Raw genomic sequence first — 20196 nt, 5'->3', positions numbered from 1 at the left:
GCCGGCCGGGAACTGGTGGCATGATCGATGCATCGGCCCGGTCTGACTGTGGCCGCCGGGCTCCATACCGCGTGACGGCGGTCGATACCGGAGGTGGCGCTGCGTGACAACCTCTTCACGGCAAGTCGGCCATTATGCCGCAGCCCTTTTCGTGAGCAGCGCCATACCCCCGGCATTCGGCGCCTGTCGGCTGCCCCTAGCATCGGCCCATGACGCCCGGAGAGGGGAGTCCGTTCGTGACTGCTGAGCATGCGCACGCGGAGGGGGACGAGGCCGGCCAGGCAGCGTCCGTAAGCGTGCTCGACGAGATTCTGGCTGGCGTACGTGAAGACGTCGCCCGACGTCAGGAGCAGGTTCCGCTGGAGCGGATCCGTGAACTGGCGGCAGCGGCGCCACCGCCGATGGACGCGTACGCGGCGCTGCGCAAGCCCGGCGTGGCCGTGATCGCCGAGGTGAAGCGTTCGTCGCCGTCCAAGGGTCGGCTGGCCGAGATCGCCGATCCGGCCGATCTCGCGGTCGACTACGCGGCCGGTGGGGCGCGGGCGATCAGCGTGCTGACCGAGGGGCGCTGGTTCGGCGGTTCGCTCGACGACCTGGCGGCCGTCCGTGCCGCGGTCACCGTGCCGGTGTTGCGCAAGGACTTCGTGGTCTCCAGCTACCAGATCCACGAGGCGCGCGCGCACGGCGCCGATCTGGTCCTGCTGATCGTCGCCGCGCTCGAACAGAACGTCCTGATGGGCCTGCTCGAGCGGATCGAGTCGCTCGGCATGACCGCTCTGGTCGAGGTGCACGACGAGGAAGAGGCCGACCGCGCCCTGGAGGCCGGCGCGCAGGTGATCGGGGTCAACGCCCGTGACCTGCGTACCCTTGAGGTCGACAGGTCGGTGTTCGAGCGGATCGCGCCCGGCCTGCCCAGCAGCGTCGTCAAGATCGCCGAGTCCGGCGTTCGTGGTCCGCACGACCTGATCCGGTACGCCTCGGCGGGCGCCGACGCGGTCCTCGTGGGCGAGGGCCTGGTCACCCAGAAGAGCCCACGCGAGGCGGTCGCCGAGCTGGTCAACGCCGGCAACCACCCGGCAACGCCCCGGCCGGTGCGCTGAGACCGCGCCGGCCCGACGCCCCACCGAGAGGATTCCCGATGAGCGCCGACGCGCTGGCCCCGGTGGCCGGCCCGCAGCCCGACTCCGCCGGCCACTTCGGCCGCTTCGGCGGTCGGTTCGTTCCCGAGGCCCTGGTGGCCGCGCTGGACGAGCTCGACGGGGCGTGGCGTACGGCGATGACGGACGAGTCCTTCCGGGCCGAGTTCGGCGCGCTGCTGCGGGACTACGCCGGCACGCCGTCGTTGCTCTACGAGGCCCGGCGGTTCTCCGCGAAGGTCGGCGCGCGGGTGCTGCTCAAGCGGGAGGACCTCAACCACACGGGTGCGCACAAGGTGCGCAACGTGCTCGGTCAGGCGCTGCTCACCAAGCGGATGGGCAAGACCCGGGTGATCGCGGAGACCGGGGCCGGCCAGCACGGCGTCGCCACCGCGACCGCCGCGGCGCTGTTCGACCTGGAGTGCGTGGTCTACATGGGCCAGGTCGACACCGAGCGGCAGGCGCTCAACGTGGCCCGGATGCGGATGCTCGGCGCGACGGTCGTCCCGGTCACCAACGGTTCGCGCACCCTCAAGGACGCGATGAACGAGGCGATGCGGGACTGGGTGGCGAACGTCGACGAGACGCACTACCTGATCGGCACCGCAGCGGGCCCGCACCCGTTCCCGGCGATGGTGCGCGACTTCGTCCGGGGCATCGGTGACGAGGCCCGCCAGCAGTGCCTGGAGCTGACCGGCTCGCTTCCGGACGCCGTCACCGCCTGCGTCGGCGGCGGCTCCAACGCGCTCGGCATCTTCCACGCGTTCGTGGGCGACGACGCGGTGCGGCTGTACGGCTTCGAGGCCGGCGGTGACGGGGTGGTCACCGGCCGGCACGCGGCGAGCATCACCGGCGGTTCCGCTGGGGTGCTGCACGGCACGCGCACCTACGTGCTGCAGGACGCCGACGGGCAGACCCTGGAGTCGCACTCGATCTCCGCCGGCCTGGACTACCCCGGCGTCGGGCCCGAGCACGCCTGGCTGCACGACACCGGCCGGGCGAACTACCTGCCGGTCACCGACGACGAGGCGATGGCCGCCTTCGAGCTGCTGTGCCGTACCGAGGGCATCATCCCGGCGATCGAGAGCGCCCACGCGCTCGCCGGCACCGTCGCGCTGGCACCGAAGCTCGCCGCGGAACTGGGTCGGGAGCCCACCATCGTGGTCAACCTCTCCGGCCGGGGTGACAAGGACGTGCACACCGCCGGCGACTACTTCGGCATCCTCGACAAGGAGCAGTGAGATGAGCCGGATCGGGGTGGCCTTCGACAAGGCCCGCGCCGACGGGCGGGCACTGCTGGTCGGCTGCATGCCGGCCGGTTTCCCCACCGTCGAGGGCAGCATCGCGGCGATGACCGCAATGGTCGAGGCTGGCGTCGACGTGATCGAGGTGGAGATCCCCTACTCCGACCCGGTGATGGACGGGCCGGTGATCCAGAAGGCGAGCGACATCGCGCTGGCCGGGGGCGTCCGCACCGCGGACACGATGCGCATCATCGAGGCGGTCGCGGCCACCGGCGCGCCGGTGGTCACCATGACCTACTGGAATCCGGTGGAGCGGTACGGTGTGGACGTCTTCGCCCGCGACCTCGCCTCCGCCGGCGGCACCGGCCTGATCACCCCGGACCTCATTCCCGAAGAGGCCGACGAGTGGTTGGCCGCCTCGGACGCGCACGGGCTGGACCGTACGTTCCTGGTCTCGCCGTCGTCCACCGACGCCCGGCTGGCGATGACGGTGCAGCACTGCCGTGGCTTCGTCTACGCGACCGCCATCATGGGGGTGACCGGCGCCCGGGCGCGGACCTCCGCCGCCGCCCCGACGCTGGTCTCCCGGACCCGCGCGGTCACCGATCTGCCGGTCGGCGTCGGGCTGGGTGTGGGCACCGGGGCGCAGGCCGGCACCGTGGCCGGTTACGCCGATGGGGTGATCGTCGGCAGCGCGCTGATCCGGTGTCTGCTCGACGCGCCCACCGAGGCCGAGGGCCTGGCCGCCCTGCGTACGCTCAGCGCCGAGCTGGCCGAGGGCGTCCGTAACCCCACCCGCTGAGCGCCCGCCGGTCCTCCGGAGGGTCAGGGGCGCAGGGAGGTGTCCGCGGCTTCGCCGCGCTGCTCCGGGGGCTGTCCCGTCCCGTGGCGCGGCGGGGCGTCTGCGGTGTCGGGCACGCAGGGGACGTCGCGGAGCACGCCGGAGCGGCCGGCGGTCGCGTCGGTGACGGCGGCCCGGGTCAGTGGAGTGAGCACCTCGGGCAGCGCCGCGGGGGAGTGCCAGGACAACCGGCAGCCCGGCGGTGGGTCGGTGGCGGGTCGGACCCCGGCCGAGCGAGCCCGGAAGACGTGCACCAGGACGTCCGGCTGCGGCCCGGCGCGCCCGGCCGCGGCATCCCCTCCCGGGCCGGTCAACTGGTAGACGCCGATCAGGTCGATCAGCTCGATGTCCCAGCCGGTCTCCGCGCGAATGTCCCGCAGGGCCGCCCGCACCGGGCCCTCGGCCGGGCGCAGTCGTCCGCCGGGCAGCGCGTAGCGGCGCGTGCCCCGGCCCTGCTGGCAGAGCAGCACCCGGCCGGTGTCGTCGGTGACGACCGCGGCGACCGCCCAGGTGAGCGCGCTCATGGACAAAGAGCCTACGGCGGTGCAAACCAGAAGTCACCGGGTTGCGCGCTCCAGCGGCCCGGGGTGCCGCTGCGGGGGTGTGCAGCGGTAGCGTGTGCACCCGTGACCCTCGCCTCGCTCTCCCCCCAGGCGGCCCTGCCGAGTCCCAGCACCGCGGTCTGGCAGCTCGGGCCGGTGCCGATCCGGGCCTACGCGCTCTGCATCATCGCCGGCATCGTGCTGGCCTGCTGGGTGACGGAGCGCCGGCTCCGGCGACGCGGCGTCGCGCCCGGCGCGGTGCTCGACATCGCCGTGTGGGCCGTGCCCGCGGGCATCATCGGCGCCCGGATCTACCACGTGGTCACCTCACCGGAGAAGTACTTCGGCGCTGGTGGGGACCCGATGAAGGCGTTCGCCATCTGGGAGGGCGGTCTCGGCATCTGGGGCGCGGTCGCCGGTGGCGCGGTCGGTGCCTGGATCGCGGCCCGGCAGCTCGGCATTCCGTTGAGCGTGGTGGCCGACGCGCTGGCCCCGGGGCTGCCGTTGGCCCAGGCGGTGGGTCGGCTCGGCAACTGGTTCAACAACGAGCTGTTCGGTGGCCGGACCACCCTCCCGTGGGGTCTGCAGATCCACCGGATGGACCCGGACAACCCGGGCCACGCGCTCCGCGACGACGCCGGGCAGCCGATCCTCGAACCGGGTCTCTACCAGCCGACGTTCCTCTACGAACTGTTGTGGAACGTCGGCGTCGCGGCTCTGGTCCTCGTCCTCGACCGCCGGCTCAAGCTCGGCAAGGGCCGGGCGTTCGCGCTCTACGTGATGGGTTACACGGTCGGTCGGTTCTGGATCGAGTTGATGCGTACCGACGACGCCAACCAGATCCTCGGTGTCCGGCTCAACGTCTGGACCGCCGCCCTGGTCTTCCTCGGCGCGCTCATCTACTTCGTCCGGGTGCGGGGTCCTCGGGACTACCTGATTCCGCTGGGTACGGCGGCCACGCCGACCCCGCCCCCCACGTCCGACCTGTCCCAGGTCGACCTCTCCGAGCGGGAGACCCCCACCCGGGCTGCCGCGCCGGAGGGCTACCGGGTGGTGAGCGAGGAGCAGTACGCCGTCTGGCAGGACACCGGCGTCGTGCCGCCGACGGCCGACGACGACTCCCGGCCGGTCGACGACGAGGGGTCCGACACCCCGGTGGCCGCCGATCCGGTGTCGAGCGACGACGCTCCTGCGGACGACGAGTCCACCGTTCGTGCCGACCGGGCCGACGCCACGGGCGCGCGTCCCGCCGACCGGGACAGCTGAGCGGGGGCGACACCAATGCGAAGCGCGGTGGTGGTCGGCGCAGGGGTCGGTGGCCTCGCGGTGGCCGGCGCGCTGGCCCGTTCCGGCTGGCAGGTCACCCTGTTGGAACGCGCCGAACGGGTCCGCCCCGAGCCGACCGCCGTGGTGCTCTGGCCCAATGGCGTCCGCGCGCTCCAGGCCCTCGGTCTCGGCGCCGGCCTGGCCGCGATCGCCACCCCGTTGCCCGACGGTGGGGTCCGTCGCCCGGACGGGCACTGGCTGGTGCAGCCCCGTCCGGTCCCGGCCGACCGGATGCCGGTGGTGGTACACCGGGAGGATCTGCACGACGCGCTGATCGCCGGTCTCGGCGACCGGGTCGAGCTGCGGACCGGGGTGACCGTGCGCCACGTCCGCGTCGAGCCGGGTGAGCGACCGGGCGTCAGCGACGGACGGCACACCATCGAGGCCGATCTGGTGGTCGCCGCCGACGGCACGGACAGCGGTGTCCGCCGCCAGCTCGCCCCCGAGTCCCGGGTGGTCAGCTCCGGGTGCGCCGCCTGGCGGGCCGTCATCCCCTGGTACCAGGCACCTCGCCTCCCCGACGACCAGCCGCTGGCCGGCGAGATTCTCGGCGCGGGCTACCGGTTCGTGGCCGCGTCGCTCGGCGAGCGCGGATCCTCGGGCGGGTCCACCCGGGGTGGCATCTACTGGGTGGCCACCGCCGCCGGCGCGCCCCGCCCGGAGCCACCGGAGACCCAGCTCGCTCTGCTGCGCCGCTGGTACGCGGGCTGGCCTGCTCCGGTCGGCGCGCTGCTCGACGCCACCGACCCGAGCGACCTCGTCCAGCAGGAGGTTCGCGAGCTGCGCCCGCTGCCCCGCGCGTACGGCTTTCCGGTCGGGCCGGGCGGGGTGGTGCTGCTCGGTGACGCGGCGCACGCCATGCCGCCGCACCTCGGGCAGGGCGCCTGCCTCGCGTTCGAGGACGCGGCCACGCTCGCGTCGCTGCTGCGCGAGGCCCGGCTCCCCGACGCCGTCCAGGCGTACGACCGGGTGCGCCGTCCCCGGGCGGCGACGGTGGTCCGGCAGACCCGCCGGATGTCGGCGGTGCTGCAGACCCGGGGCCGGTTGGCGCTGCGCGCCCGGGATGCCGCACTGGGCACGATCAACTCGCGACTGCTCTCCAGCGCCGCGGCCTCCGCCGCGCAGTGGCGTCCGCCGACCTGACCCCGGTCAGGGGATGAGGGCGGCGGGTTCGGCGATGCAGGCGGTGCCGATTCGGCGGAAGCCGACCCGCAGGTAGACCCGCGCGATCTCCTCGCTGCCCGCGGAGAGGAAGACCAGCTCGGTGCCGGCGGCGAGGAGTTCCCGGGCCAGGGTGGCGGTGAGCGCGGCGCCCAGCCCGCGACGTCGGGCGGACGGCAGGGTGGCCACCCCGGCGATCTCCGCGACGTCGTCCACTCGCATCGCCATTCCGCTTGCCAGCGCGCCCTCGGTCGGCGTGCCGGCCAGGGCGGAGATGCGGCGACCGTCGGCGATCCGGGCGCGCTCCTCGTCGAGTGCGGCCAGTTCGAGTTCGGTGACGGCGGCGTCGCGTTCGGCCGGGCCGGCCTCGCCTGGTGCGGTGCCGGCGGCCGCGAACGACACCGCCGCGACGGCACGCCGGGCGGCGACATCGGCGGCGAAGTCGGGGGAGTCCGCGGCGAGCACCCGCACCGCTGCGGCGGTGAGCGTCGCCGGGTCGGGCAGCGCGCTCGGGTCGAGGACCATCAGCGGCGCCTCCAGCACGCTGAGCCCTGCCGAGCGGGCCACCGCCAGCAACTCGGGGGTGGTCTCGTGCACCCACTCGAAGGCTTCCGGTAGGCCCAGCTTGCGCTGGCGCTCGCGGACCGAGGTGACGTCGGCAAGCGACGGCGGCTCGGTGGCGTCGATCCGGGGGCGGGCGTAGAACGGCCAGCCGGCGCCTTCGCGGACGAACAGCACCAGCCCGCCATGCTCCTCCGCACCGGCGACGTCGCGGGGCACCGCGTCGTAGAAGCGTTCCAACCGGTCGAAGACGTTCTTGTGTGACGGATCCACCGCGCGAGACTACACGTCCCAGCCAGTGGACGGTGTGATCAATCTCGGGTGGCCGTGCGGCCCTGGCCCTAACGTAGACTCAATAGACCCACGGGCCGACGTCGTCCCCACCATGATCCAACCTGAGTGACGACAGGAGGCCCGGTGGCTCAGCCGTACGCGGAAACAGCACACCCGCACCCGCACAGCCCGCAGGCGTCCCCGACGCCCCACCCCCGTCCGTCCGCCCAGGGCCTCTACGACCCAGCGCAGGAGCACGATGCCTGCGGCGTGGCCTTCGTGGCGGACCTGCACGGCCGGCGTTCCCACTCGGTCGTCGCCAACGGGCTCGGCGCGCTCTGTCGGCTGGACCACCGGGGCGCCCGTGGCGCGGAGCCAAACACCGGCGACGGCGCCGGCATCATGATCCAGGTGCCCGACGCGTTCCTGCGTGCGGTGGCCGACGTCGCGCTTCCCCCGGCGGGCGAGTACGCCACGGGGCTGGTCTTCCTTCCCGACGACGATGCCGCCGAGGCGCGTGCGCGCCGGGTGGTCGAGAAGTACGCGCTCGTCGAGGGCGCCGACGTGCTCGGCTGGCGGGACGTCCCGGTCGACCCGAGTGACCTGGGCGAGACCGCCCTGGCGGCGATGCCCCGGGTCCGGCAGCTCTTCCTTGCCGCACACCGCCTGACCGACGCGCCCGACGGCCCGGCCGGCTCTCCGCTGCGCGGCATCGAACTGGACCGGGTGGCGTTCTGTCTGCGTAAGCAGGCCGAACGGGAGACCGCCGAGCGGGGTGTCGCGGCATACTTCCCGTCGCTGTCCAGCCGCACCATGGTCTACAAGGGCATGCTCACGCCGGACCAGTTGCCGGCGTTCTACCCGGACCTGCGCGACGAGCGGGTGGAGAGCGCCATCGCGTTGGTGCACTCCCGTTTCTCCACGAACACGTTCCCGTCCTGGCCGCTGGCGCACCCGTACCGGTTCATCGCGCACAACGGCGAGATCAACACGATCCGCGGCAACCGTAACTGGATGCAGGCCCGCGAGGCGTTGCTGCGCTCGCCGAACGTGCCGGGCAACATCCGGCGGGTCTTCCCGGTCTGCACCCCGGCCGCGTCCGACTCGGCGAACTTCGACGAGGTGCTGGAGTTGCTGCACCTGGCCGGGCGCAGCCTGCCGCACGCGGTGCTCATGATGATCCCCGAGGCATGGGAGAACGACCCGGGGATGGACCCGGCCAAGCGTGCCTTCTACCGCTTCCACGCCAGCCTGATGGAGCCGTGGGACGGCCCGGCCTCGGTGGCCTTCACCGACGGCGAGATCGTCGGCGCGGTGCTGGACCGCAACGGGCTGCGCCCGGGGCGCTGGTGGCAGACCGACGACGGTCTCGTGGTGCTCGGCTCCGAGGCGGGCGTGCTCGACCTGGACCCGGCCCACGTGGTCGCGAAGGGGCGGCTCCAGCCGGGCCGGATGTTCCTTGTCGACACGGTGGCCGGGCGGATCGTGCACGACGAGGAGATCAAGTCCGAGTTGGCCGCCGCCCAGCCGTACGCCGAGTGGCTGCACGCCGGGCTGATCGAGCTGGACGACCTGCCGGCCCGCGAGCACACCGTCTACACGCACGACTCGGTGCGGCGTCGGCAGCAGGTGTTCGGCTACACCGAGGAGGAGCTGAAGATCCTGCTCGGGCCGATGGCCCGCACCGGCGCCGAGCCGCTCGGCTCGATGGGCACGGACACTCCGATCGCACCGCTGTCCACCCGGCCGCGGCTGCTCTACGACTACTTCCACCAGCTCTTCGCCCAGGTCACCAACCCGCCACTGGACGCCATCCGGGAGGAGTTGGTGACCAGCCTGGCGTCGACGATCGGGCCGGAGGGCAACCTGCTCGACCCGGGGGCGGCGAGCTGCCGGCAGATCGTGCTCCCGCACCCGATCATCGACAACGACGAGCTGGCCAAGATCCTCTCCATCGACGAGGACGGTGACCTGCCCGGCTTCAAGGCGGTCCGGGTCTCCGGGCTGTACCGGATCCGCGAGGGCGCCGCCGGGATCAAGGCGCGGCTGACCGAGATCTGCCGGCACGTCTCCGAGGCCATCGAGGACGGCGTGCGCATCCTGGTGCTCTCCGACCGGGACTCGAACGCCGACCTGGCGCCGATTCCGTCGCTGCTGCTCACCGCGGCCGTGCACCAGCACCTGGTCCGCGAGCAGACCCGTACGCAGGCGGCGCTGATCGTCGAGTCCGGCGACTGCCGGGAGGTGCACCACGCGGCGGTGCTGATCGGGTACGGCGCGGCGGCGGTCAACCCGTACCTGGCGTTCGAGTCGGTCGAGGACATGCTCACTCACGGCCATAACTCGGCCTCCGCGCCGCTGGGTGGCGCTCCGGACCGAGTGAAGGCCGCCGGCGCGCTCGCGGGTGTGGAGCCGGCCACCGCGGTGCGCAACTACGCGAAGGCGCTCGGCAAGGGCGTCCTGAAGATCATGTCCAAGATGGGCATCTCGACGGTCTCCTCGTACTGTGGTGCGCAGGTCTTCGAGGCGGTCGGACTGGACAGCCGGCTTGTCGAGCGCTACTTCCGGGGCACCCCCAGCCGCATCGGCGGGGTGGGTCTCGCGGGCGTGCACACCGAGGTGGCCGCCCGGCACGCGCTGGCCTGGCCGCCGGCCGGCACCGCCGTCTCCGACCGGTTGGAGGTCGGCGGGGAATACCAGTGGCGGCGCGAGGGTGAGCTGCACCTGTTCAACCCGGAGACGGTGTTCCTGCTGCAACACGCCACCCGCACCCGGCAGTACGACGTCTTCCGGCAGTACACCGCCAAGGTCGACGCGCTCGCCGCGCAGGCCGGCTCGCTGCGCGGGCTGTTCACCCTGCGCACCGGGGTTCGCCCGGCGGTGCCGATCGAGGAGGTCGAGCCGGCCACCGAGATCGTCAAGCGCTTCGCCACCGGCGCCATGTCGTACGGGTCGATCTCGGCGGAGGCGCACGAGACGCTCGCCATCGCCATGAACCGTCTCGGTGGCAAGTCCAACACCGGCGAGGGCGGCGAGGACGTCGAGCGGCTGCACGACCCGGCCCGCCGTTCGGCGGTCAAGCAGATCGCCAGCGGCCGGTTCGGTGTGACGAGCGAATACCTGGTCAACGCCGACGACCTCCAGATCAAGATGGCTCAGGGTGCCAAGCCGGGCGAGGGTGGTCAGCTGCCCGGCAACAAGGTCTGGCCGTGGATCGCGCGGACCCGGCACGCCACCCCCGGCGTGGGTCTGATCTCCCCGCCGCCGCACCACGACATCTACTCCATCGAGGACCTCGCCCAGCTGGTGCACGACCTGAAGTGCGTCAACCCGGCGGCCCGGGTGCACGTCAAGCTGGTCAGCGAGGTCGGCGTGGGCACCGTCGCCGCAGGTGTGGCGAAGCTCAAGGCGGACGTCATCCTGATCTCCGGCCACGACGGCGGCACGGGCGCGTCCCCGATGAACTCGCTCAAGCACGCCGGCACCCCGTGGGAGCTGGGGCTTGCCGAGGCGCAGCAGACGCTGTTGCTCAACAAGCTGCGCGACCGGGTCACGGTGCAGGTCGACGGCCAGCTCAAGACCGGTCGGGACGTGCTGGTCGCGGCGCTGCTCGGCGCGGAGGAGTTCGGCTTCGCGACCGCGCCGCTGATCGTCGAGGGCTGCGTGATGATGCGGGTCTGCCACCTGGACACCTGCCCGGTCGGCATCGCCACCCAGAACCCGGTGCTGCGGGAACGCTTCACCGGCAAGCCGGAGTTCGTGGAGAACTTCTTCCTCTTCCTCGCCGAGGAGGTCCGGGGTTACCTGGCCGAGCTGGGCTTCCGGTCGATCGAGGAGGCGATCGGGCAGTCCGAGCTGCTCGACGTGGCCCCGGCGCTCACGCACTGGAAGGCGCACGGGTTGGACCTGGCACCCGTCCTGCACCTGCCGGAGCTGCCCGCCGGTACGGCGCGACGCGGGGTCCGAGCCCAGGACCACGGCCTGGAGCAGGCGCTCGACAACGAGCTGATCGCGTTGGCCCGCCCGGCGTTGTCCGAGGGCGCTCCGGTGCGGGTCGAGGTGGCGGTGCGCAACGAGCACCGCAGCGTCGGCGCGATGCTCGGCGGTGAGGTGACCCGTCGCTTCGGCGGCGCCGGCCTTCCCGAGGACACCATCGAGTTCGTGCTGCACGGCACGGCTGGGCAGTCGTTCGGCGCGTTCCTGCCGCGCGGGGTGACCCTGCGCCTGCACGGCGACGCCAACGACTACGTGGGCAAGGGCCTCTCCGGGGGCCGGCTCATCGTCCGTCCGGACGCCGCCGCGCCGTTCCTCCACCCGGACGCCGAGCCCGGACGGCGGGCCGAGGACCAGATCATCGCCGGCAACACCATCCTGTACGGGGCCACGGCGGGCGAGGTCTTCCTGCGCGGCCGGGTGGGGGAGCGGTTCGCGGTGCGTAACTCCGGCGCGGTCGCGGTGGTCGAGGGCGTCGGCGACCACGGCTGCGAGTACATGACCGGCGGCACGGTGGTGGTGCTCGGCGCGACCGGCCGGAACTTCGCTGCCGGCATGTCCGGCGGTACGGCCTTCGTGCACCACCTGGACCGGGCCCGGGTCAACGCGGAGCTGGTCGACCTGATGCCGCTCGGCGATCAGGAGCAGTCGCTCCTGCACGAGCTGGTCCAACGGCACGTGGCCGAGACCGGGTCGGCGGTCGCCGAGGAGCTGCTCAAGCGGTGGCCGGAGGCCGTCGCCGAGTTCACCGCGGTGATCCCTCGCGACTACCGCCGGGTGCTGGAGATCATGCGGTCCGCCGAAGCCGCCGGCCGCAACGTCGACGACGCGGTGATGGGCGCGCTGAGCGCGCCGGTCGCGCCGGTGCCGCCCGCGCCGCGGGTGGCTGCCCAGGAGGTGGCACGTGCCTGACCCGAACGGTTTCCTGCGCTACGACCGGCGGTTGCCGGCCCGCCGCCCGGTGCCGGTGCGGATCAGCGACTGGCGGGAGGTGTACCCGCCGGCCGGCGAGGAGTTGATCCGTGAGCAGGCCACCCGGTGCATGGACTGCGGCATCCCGTTCTGCCACGACGGCTGCCCGTTGGGCAACCGCATCCCGGACTGGAACGATTGGGTCCGCACCGGCAACTGGGACGCCGCGATCGAGTCGCTGCACGCCACCAACAACTTCCCGGAGTTCACCGGCCGGCTCTGCCCGGCGCCCTGCGAGGCGGCCTGCGTGCTCGGCATCTCCGGCGGTCAACCGGTGACCATCAAGCAGGTCGAGGTGGAGATCGCCGACGCCGCCGCGGCGCGGGGGTTCACCCCGCGCCCGGTGCCGGCGCCGTCGGGCCGGTCGGTCGCCGTCGTCGGCTCCGGGCCCGCCGGCCTCGCCGCCGCCCAGCAGTTGGCCCGCGCCGGTCACGCGGTGACGGTGTACGAGCGCGACGACGCGATCGGTGGCCTGCTCCGGTACGGCATCCCCGACTTCAAGTTGGAGAAGCGGCACATCGATGCCCGGTTGGCCCAGCTCACCGCCGAGGGGGTGCGCTTCCGTACCGGCGTGAACGTCGGGGTGGACGTCACCGCCGAGCAGTTGCGCGCCGAGCACGACGCGGTGCTACTCGCCGCTGGGGCGTTGCAGGGCCGGGACACCCCGGAGACCCCGGGGCGGGCGCTTCGGGGCGTACACCAGGCGATGGCACACCTGGTCGCGGCGAATCGGGCGGTCGCCACCGCGACCACCGAGGAGGCCGCCGAGCGTCGGCTGGCGCGGGCGGTGCTGCCGGACGGCACCCCGATCGACGCGGCCGGCAAGCACGTGGTGATCATCGGTGGCGGCGACACGGCGGCCGACTGCCTCGGTGTCGCGCACCGCCAGGGCGCGGCGGGCGTGCACCAGCTCGACCTGTACCCGGAGCCGCCGCAGGAGCGCGACGAGGCCCGCGACCCGTGGCCGACCTGGCCGTGGGTGCTGCGCAGCTACCCGGCGCACGAGGAGGGTGGCGAGCGGGTCTTCGCCGCGGCGGTGCAGGAGTTCGTGGACGACGGCACCGGCCAGGTGCGGGCGGTGCGGATCGCCGAGGTGACCGTCGAGAAGCGCGACGGCCGGCGCATCGTCACCGTGGTGCCGGGGTCCGAGCGGGAGCTTCCGGCGGATCTGGTGCTGCTGGCGATCGGTTTCGAGGGCACCGAGCAGCAGCCGCTGCTGGAGCAGTTCGGCGTGGCCCGCAACCCGCGGGGCGCGGTCGACGCCCGCGACGACTGGCAGACCGACGCCGACGGGGTGTTCGTGGCCGGTGACATGCACCGGGGCGCCTCGCTGATCGTCTGGGCCATCGCCGAGGGGCGCGCGGCAGCCGCCGCCATCCACGGCTACCTGGGCGGTGTCGGCGTGTTGCCGGCCCCGGTGGGCCCGGCCGCGCAGGCCCTCGCTGCTCGCTGAGTCGTGGGCGTCCGGTCGGTGCGGTAGGTCCGCCACCGCACCGACCGGACATTCCCGCTGGTGAAGACGCTCACAAAGGTGGGCAAAGAGGTTTAAGCCGGCAAGACTTGTCGGCTGCCGAACCGCGCCGCGATCGGCCTGAATGATCATGCTGCCGATCGCTGGAGGTTCGTCGTGGCCACGGGTGCCACCTTCGCCGCGCTGCGCCACCGCAACTACCGGATCTGGGCGCTCGCCGGCTTCGTCTCCGTCATCGGCACCTGGATGCAGGTCCTCGGGGTCAACTGGTACGTCCTGAAGGAGACCGGCTCGGCGACGTCCATGGGCTTCGCCGTGCTGCTCCAGGCGGCACCCACCCTGCTGCTCAGCGTCTGGGGCGGTGTGCTTGCCGACCGCCTGCCGGCCCGCCCGTTGCTGATCACCGCCCAGGTGGCCCACGCGCTGCTCGCCGCCGGGTTGGGGGCGGTCGCCCTGACCGGGGTCGGCGGACTGCCGCTGATCTTCGCGATCTCGCTTGTCACCGGTGCCGTCTCGGCCATCGAAGGTCCGGTGATGGGCCGCTGGGCCTCGTCCCTGGTCGACCGGGAGACCCTCGGCAACGCCCTGGCGCTCGGCTCGCTCACCAACTCCGCCGGCCGCATCCTCGGCATGAGTCTCGGTGCCGTGGTGGTGGCCGCCGTCGGCCCCGCCCTGCTGTTCGGCATCAACGCGGCGAGCTTCGCCGCCGTGGTGGTCGCGCTCTTCGCCGTCCGCCCCGGGGCGGTGGCGGGCGTGGCGGTGAGCGCCGCCGGCGCGACCCGCAGCGGCGTACGGGCCGGGTTCGCCTACCTGCGCGGGCAGCCGGTGCTGCTCGTCGCGCTCGCCCTGTCGTTCGTGCTCGGCAGCCTGGGCCGCAACTACCAGGTGACCATGGCCGCGATGAGCGCCGGGCCGCTTGACGCCGGTGCCTCCGGGTACGGATTGCTGTCGACCGTGTTCGCCGTCGGAACGGTGGTGGGCGCGCTCGTCGCGGCCCGGCGGCGATCCCTCGGTTACCGGACGCTCGTCGTCGCGGGCCTGCTCGCCAGCGGGTTGCAGATCGTCGCCGGGCTGGCACCCGGCACCCTGAGCTTCGCCGCGGTGATCCTGCCCATCGCCGCCGCCGCCGTGGTCATCGACACCACAGTCGGCACCCGCGCCCAACTCGACACCGACGGCGCGATGCGGGGCCGGGTGCTCGCCGCCCTGGCGGTCACCGGCTCGGTCTCCGCCGCGGTCGGCGCTCCGCTGCTCGGCTGGCTCGCCGAACACGCCGGCCCCCGGCAGACGCTCGTCCTCGCCGGATCCGTCGCGGCGATCGCCACCGTCGCCGCGGGCGTCGCCCTGGACCGCGAGCGTGGCCGCGCCGCGACCCTCGCGCTCGTCGTGCCGCGACCCCGCCATCCGGTACGACGAGCGGCGTTCCGGGCCGCCCGCATCGTCCGGCCCACAGGTGCGGTCTGCGTCATCGTGCCCGCCGAAGCCGGTGCGGTGCGGTCGAGCGGGGTGCGGCTCCGGGAGTTGGCCACCGCCGGGCCGGTGCCGAACCGCTGAGACGGCGCTCACGCCTCGCCGGCCCACTTCCGGGGCAGGATGACACGAAGATCATCGTTACGCTGCGATCATGGACATTGAGGAGCGCCTGCGGCGAACTCGCCGGTGGCTGTGGGTCGTGCTGATCGGGCTCTTCCTGAGTGGTGTCACCGCGTTTCCGCTGGAGATCGAGGTGCGCTGGCTGCTGCGCGTACTGGATCCGCTCGCCGACCACGTGCCCGCACTGGTCGCCTGGATCGAGCGGGTGCACACCGGGCTCGTGACGGCCGGCGAGGACTACCCGTTCCTGCTCTACGGCACCGACTGGCTGGCCTTTGCCCACCTGGTGCTGGCGGTGGCGTTCTGGGGGCCGCTGCGCGACCCGGTGCGCAACGTCTGGGTGGTGCAGGTCGGCATGATCGCCTGCGCGGGCATCGTCCCGCTGGCGTTGATCTGCGGCCCGATCCGGGACATCCCCTGGTTCTGGACGCTCGTCGACCTGTCCTTCGCGGTGGGGGCGTTCCCGCCGCTCTGGTTCGCGTACCGGCACATCCGCGCCGTCGAAGCCGCAACCCGGTAACCCCGCCGCCGGCGCCGGGCCGCGCGACGCCCTGCCGGTCGATCATGGAGTTGTGGTGGGCAGAAGATGTGCCCTTGCCTGATATGTGAGGCACCACAACTCCATGATCGACGCGGGCGGGTGGGGCTAGTGCGACATCAGATTGTGGGCCTCGCGGATCTTGTCCCAGGACTTCGGCTCGGTCGGCGGGGCGGCCTTGCGGGCCGTGGTGGCCAGCTCGGGTCGGCCGGCGGTGAACAGCCAGGCGGTGAACAGGTCGTCCAGGTCCAGTCCGGAGATCCGCTCGGCCAGGGCCTGGAACTGCTCGATCGTGCCGTTGCCGTACCGGTGTTCGGCGGTCCACGCCGGCAGGATCTCGAAGAACGCGTCGTCGCCGACGGCCAGCCGTAGCTGGTGCAGGGTCATCGCGCCCCGGTCGTAGACCGCCGGGTGGAAGATCCGGCCGGCGCCCGGGTCACCGGGCAGCACCTGCCAGAACCCCTGGTTGGCCCCGTAGCCGGCATAGGCGAAGTCGAAGATCTCCTGCGCGGTGCCCTCGCCCTGCTCCTCCGACCAGAGCCACTCGGCGTACGAGGCGAAACCCTCGTTGAGCCAGATGTTGCGCCACTCGGCCACCGAGACCGAGTCGCCGAACCACTGGTGGGCGTTCTCGTGGGCCACCACGTAGGTGTTGGCGCCGCCATCCCAGAAGCCTGGCCCGTACACCGGCCGGGTCTGCGTCTCCAACGCGAACCCGATGCCGTCCACCGGCCCGGCGACGCCGCCCTGCGCCTCGAACGGGTACGGGCCGAAGAGCCCGCTCTCCCAGTCGAGGATCTCGGCGGTGCGCCCGATGCTGGCCCGCGCCGCCGGCCCGCGCGCGCCCAGCGAGGTGCTGTACGCGTTGATCACCGGCTGACCGCCCGGGCTGGTGTCGGTGACGATGTCGTACTGACCGATGGCCAGGAATGCCAGGTAGGTGGCGGTGGGGGAGGTCGTCCGCCAGCTCCACCGGGTGCGGTTGCCGGCCTCGGCCAGCGGTGGCGTCGGCTGCACGCCGTTGCTGATCACCTCGACGCCGGTGGGCACCGACACCGAGATGTCGTAGGTGGCCTTGTCCAACGGGTGGTCGTTGCTCGGGAACCACCACCACGCCGACTCGGGCTCGTTGACCGCGAGGGCGCCGTCGTCGGTACGCGTCCAGCCGGTGTAACCGTCGACCAGGGCCTCCGACGGGACGCCGGAGTAGCGCACGACGATGGTGAGCTGCTGACCCTTGGTCACCGTGCGGGCCGGGGTGACCACCACCTCGTGCGTACCCGCGGTGCTGGTGGTCGCCGCCCAGCCGTTGACCCGGATCGACTCCACGTCAAGCAGGAAGTCCAGATTGAACGTCGAGAGGTCCTGGGTGGCGGTGGCGAGGATGGTGGTGGTGCCGGTGAGCCGGTCGGTGGCCGGTTCGTAGCGCAGCCGGACGTCGTAGTGCCCGACGTCGTAACCGCCGTTGCCGTAGTCGGGGAAGTAGCTGTCGCCAAGTCCGGGCGCGCCGGGTTGCGGCGCTGCGGAGACGACCGGACGGCCCCAGGCCGTCGGGGCTGCCTGGCCGGGGGTGCCGGCGAGCATGGTGCCGGCGGTGGTGAGGGTCAGGGCGGTGGTGGCCGCCGTGAGGACTCGTCGCACGGGGTGGACTCCCTCCATCGGGTGTTCGCCACGTCAACCTAATCGACAACTGTGAACCTCGTCGGCCGGTCGTCGGTCGATCTCTGGCGTATGTTGCACCGCAAGGTGACACTGTGTGCATCGGAGGTGACGCGTGCGTCGGTCGGAGGTGCCCAACCGGGAGTTGATCGGCCAGCGGCAGCCCACCGCCGGCCGGGAGCGGCTGCCACCCGGCGGGTTGGAGTTGTTCGCGCTGCTGGCCCGGCTGCTGCGGCGACCCCGTCGTGGTGACCGTCGGCTGCCGCTGCTGTGGCTGGTCCGCTCGGACACCGCGGACCTGATGCTGCCGCTGCGCCGGTTCCTCGGCCAGGGCCCCCGGCGGCGGGTCCCGCACGCCGTGCTGGACGCCGACGCGCCGCCCGGCGCCGGGGACGTGCCGGCGCTGCTGCGGGAGCTGCACCGGCAGCTCTCCCTGGAGGCGTTCGGCGCCGCCCGGCTGCGCTTCCGGCACTACCCGCTCGCCGACTGGCTGATGCAGCAGAGCCTCACCGCGGGCGTCGACGCCGACGACAGTCGCGCCGCCCTGGTCCGCCGCCTGCGCGACCGCCGGGGCCCGCGTACGCCTGAGGCGTTGCCCTCCGGCGGCGACGCGGTCAGCATCGTCTCGCAGGTGCTGCTCTGGCTGGTCCGTCGCGCCGTGCCGGGGGTGGTCTTCCGGGCCGCCGTCTCCGGTCGGGTGCCGGTCCTCGGTCGGCACTACAACTGGTTCATGCGCCAGCAGTACCTGGCGCCCCGGCAGTCGGTCACCTTCCTCGGCTTTGCCGAGCGCCTCACCGCGGGCTGGCGCGACGGGGAGCAACCCGACCAGGTCAACAAGCTGCTGCTGCACGCGTTCCTGGAGGACCTGCGGCAGGCGTACCGCCGTCGGCCGTGGCGTCCGTCGGACTGGCGGCGCACCGCGTACCCGGCGCTGCTGCTCGACCACGTCGCCCCCGGCAACGTCGGCGGCGAGTTGGTCTGCCTCGTGGGTGACGTCCGCACCGAGACCGGCCGCAACGACCCGCTGCTCATTGTCGCGTCCGGCGGGCAACCGCCACCGGACCTGCCCGAGCCGCACCCGTTGACCGAGGCCGACGAGGCGTACGACGAGTGGGCCGGGGCGCTGCCGGAGATGCGCCGGCTGCGCCGCCCAGCCACCTGGCTGGTGGCGTTGCGGCCCGACGAGACCGACACCGGCCCACCGTCCCGTGGCGGCCTGCGGCCCTTCTCCGCGCCCGACCCGCCGTGGTGGTCGCGGCGCTTCCTGCCGACGGCGCTCGCTCTGGTGCTGGTGGCGACGCTCGGCCTCTGGGTGACGAGCCGGTGGGGGCTGGGCTGTCACCCCTCGTTGACCGGCCAGGTGTCGGTCGAGGTGATGGGCAGCGGCGAGTGTGTCGGCTACAGCGACAGCGCCAGGCAGGTGTTCAACAACGACCCCGGTCAGGAGCGGCTGCGCACCGTCCAAAAGCGCATCTTCGCGCAGAACCGCGCCGCCGAGGAGGTCTGGCAGCGCAGCGAGCGACGACGGCCCCTCCTGACCCTCGTCTACCTGGGCACGTTGACCGGCAATCTGACCCGCGCGGACGAGGAGTCGTACGTCTCCGAGCGGGAGGAGCTCGAAGGCATGGCCACCGCCCAGTACGCGCTGCTGAAGGAGTCGGCCGGCGCGGGCGGTGCGGCGCTGCTGCGGATCGTGGTGGCCAACGGCGGCCGGCAGATGACCTACGCCGACCGGGCCGTGGCGATGCTGGCCGAGCTGGCCCGGGACGACCCCACGGTGCTCGGCGTGGTCGGGCTGGTGGAGAGCCGGAGCAGCACCGCCCGCGCGCTGCGCGACCTGAACCGGGTCGGCCTGCCGGTGCTGGCCCCGACGCTCTCCGCCGACAAGATGGACGCCAACTCCCGCCTCTACCTGCAGATCTCCGCGCCGAACAAGGATCAGGTGAAGCTCGTCGACACGTACGCCCGGCAGGTGCTGAAGGTCGACGAGGCGCACGTCTTCTACACCTTCCTGGAGGGCAGCTCGCTCACCGAGGACCTCTACGTGGGCACCCTCGTCGACGATCTCCGCAAACAGTTCGGCCCCCGCATCACCCGCCTCGACGAGTGGAGCACCGGGCAGCGGCTGACCGACGAGTGCGGCTACCCCGGGCTGCTCTTCTACGCCGGCCGGTGGTCGGAGTTCGACGGTTTCCTGCGGGCGCTGCGCGAGTGCGGCGGCAACCCACCCCGACACCTCGTCGCCGACGACTCGGTCAACAGGTACATGGCCAACCCGGGGCTGCGCGCCGCCGCGCCCGGCAACCTGCCCGTCACGTACGTCTCCAAGGCGTCCCTGGCCACCTGCGCGCTGCTGCGGGCCGCCCAGGACCGGCGCGACGACGCCCGGGCCAGCTTCCTGTCCTGGATCCAGGCCGACGACCTGCTCGACCCGCCCCGCTGCCGGCCCGGCTCCGAGGAGCAGGTCGGCGAGCGGGTCAGCCTCGCCTACGACGCGTCGATGATGATGGTCCGGGCGGTGGAGAGCCTCGCCGCCCGGTTGCACCCCGCCAACCCCCGGCAACGCTGGGAACCGGATTCGGTCAACCCGGTGGGCGTGCACGCCGAGGTGCTCCGGCAGAACGCCGGGCAGGGCTACCCGGGGGTGGCCGGGCTGATCCGGTTCACGCCCGACTCGGGGGAGCCGGTCGACAAACGGCTGGCCCTGATGCGGGTGGAGCAGGTGCCCGACGTGTCGACGGCGCCGGTGGAGGTGTTCCGGTGCGGGGCGGCCGACGCGTCCGGCCCGGCGGTGTGCGGTCCCGCCTGACCAACCCGGCGGGACACGTCCTGGCAGGACTGTCCGGGTGCCGCCGGCGTCCGTTAGGGTTCCTGGGACCAGGCGGC

General features: G+C 72.9%; 13 protein-coding genes. 10 read left to right on the top strand and 3 right to left on the bottom strand.

The genetic code is table 11. From position 1 onward, the window contains the following. Window positions 1-296 precede the first annotated feature (296 nt). The 3 genes from trpC to trpA are packed head-to-tail and all read left to right on the top strand — an operon-like array spanning window position 297 to window position 3182. Window positions 297-1100 carry an indole-3-glycerol phosphate synthase TrpC gene (gene trpC, locus AB0C15_RS22240; protein WP_030334428.1) on the top strand — a complete coding sequence of 268 codons (804 nt, stop codon included), beginning with the start codon at window positions 297-299 and terminating at the stop codon, window positions 1098-1100. A gap of 38 nt (window positions 1101-1138) precedes the next feature. After that, window positions 1139-2377, top strand: a complete 1239-nt coding sequence (trpB, locus tag AB0C15_RS22235; RefSeq protein ID WP_357354799.1) for a tryptophan synthase subunit beta — start codon at window positions 1139-1141, stop codon at window positions 2375-2377. 1 nt (window position 2378) lies between these two features. Further along, entirely contained in the window at window positions 2379-3182 is an 804-nt protein-coding gene (trpA, locus tag AB0C15_RS22230; RefSeq protein ID WP_357354797.1) for a tryptophan synthase subunit alpha, read from the top strand. Window positions 3183-3205: 23 nt separating this feature from the next. Here trpA and AB0C15_RS22225 read toward each other — a convergent pair whose 3' ends face one another. Continuing rightward, the gene (locus tag AB0C15_RS22225) at window positions 3206-3745 is read right to left on the bottom strand and encodes an NUDIX hydrolase (RefSeq protein ID WP_357354795.1); all 540 of its coding nucleotides are present in this window, start codon (window positions 3743-3745) and stop codon (window positions 3206-3208) included. A 102-nt stretch (window positions 3746-3847) separates the two neighbouring features. On the opposite strand from AB0C15_RS22225, the gene lgt reads away from it, so the two are divergent. Beyond that, on the top strand, window positions 3848-5029 hold the full coding sequence (gene lgt, locus AB0C15_RS22220; protein ID WP_357354793.1) for a prolipoprotein diacylglyceryl transferase: 1182 nt from the start codon (window positions 3848-3850) through the stop codon (window positions 5027-5029). 15 nt (window positions 5030-5044) lie between these two features. Continuing rightward, the gene (locus AB0C15_RS22215; RefSeq protein WP_357354791.1) at window positions 5045-6232 is read left to right on the top strand and encodes an NAD(P)/FAD-dependent oxidoreductase; all 1188 of its coding nucleotides are present in this window, start codon (window positions 5045-5047) and stop codon (window positions 6230-6232) included. A gap of 6 nt (window positions 6233-6238) precedes the next feature. On the opposite strand, the gene AB0C15_RS22210 is transcribed toward AB0C15_RS22215, so the two are convergent. Then, window positions 6239-7084, bottom strand: a complete 846-nt coding sequence (locus AB0C15_RS22210; RefSeq protein WP_357354789.1) for a GNAT family N-acetyltransferase — start codon at window positions 7082-7084, stop codon at window positions 6239-6241. A 144-nt stretch (window positions 7085-7228) separates the two neighbouring features. Here AB0C15_RS22210 and gltB point away from each other — a divergent pair, with 144 nt between their 5' ends. From gltB to AB0C15_RS22190, 4 genes are all read left to right on the top strand, one after another. Beyond that, complete coding sequence (gltB, locus tag AB0C15_RS22205) at window positions 7229-11989, top strand: glutamate synthase large subunit (protein WP_357354787.1); 4761 nt, start codon at window positions 7229-7231, stop codon at window positions 11987-11989. Then, window positions 11982-13502, top strand: coding sequence for a glutamate synthase subunit beta (locus tag AB0C15_RS22200; RefSeq protein ID WP_357354785.1), 1521 nt, complete (start codon window positions 11982-11984; stop codon window positions 13500-13502). Before gltB ends, AB0C15_RS22200 begins: the two co-directional genes overlap by 8 nt. A 174-nt stretch (window positions 13503-13676) precedes the next feature. Beyond that, complete coding sequence (locus tag AB0C15_RS22195) at window positions 13677-15074, top strand: MFS transporter (protein WP_357354783.1); 1398 nt, start codon at window positions 13677-13679, stop codon at window positions 15072-15074. A 70-nt stretch (window positions 15075-15144) separates the two neighbouring features. Continuing rightward, entirely contained in the window at window positions 15145-15633 is a 489-nt protein-coding gene (locus AB0C15_RS22190; RefSeq protein ID WP_357354781.1) for a hypothetical protein, read from the top strand. Between the two features lie 126 nt (window positions 15634-15759). Here the strand turns inward: AB0C15_RS22190 and AB0C15_RS22185 are convergent, their stop codons facing one another. Next, window positions 15760-17292, bottom strand: a complete 1533-nt coding sequence (locus AB0C15_RS22185) for a M1 family metallopeptidase (protein WP_357354779.1) — start codon at window positions 17290-17292, stop codon at window positions 15760-15762. Window positions 17293-17425: 133 nt separating this feature from the next. On the opposite strand from AB0C15_RS22185, the gene AB0C15_RS22180 reads away from it, so the two are divergent. Further along, entirely contained in the window at window positions 17426-20119 is a 2694-nt protein-coding gene (locus AB0C15_RS22180) for a hypothetical protein (protein WP_357354777.1), read from the top strand. Window positions 20120-20196 lie beyond the last annotated feature (77 nt).

Origin of the sequence: Micromonospora sp. NPDC048835, from assembly GCF_040649995.1 — a bacterium.
Lineage (GTDB): Bacteria > Actinomycetota > Actinomycetes > Mycobacteriales > Micromonosporaceae > Micromonospora.
The sequence above is the reverse complement of the archived record's forward strand: the minus strand, read 5'-3'. Positions and strand labels throughout refer to the sequence as shown.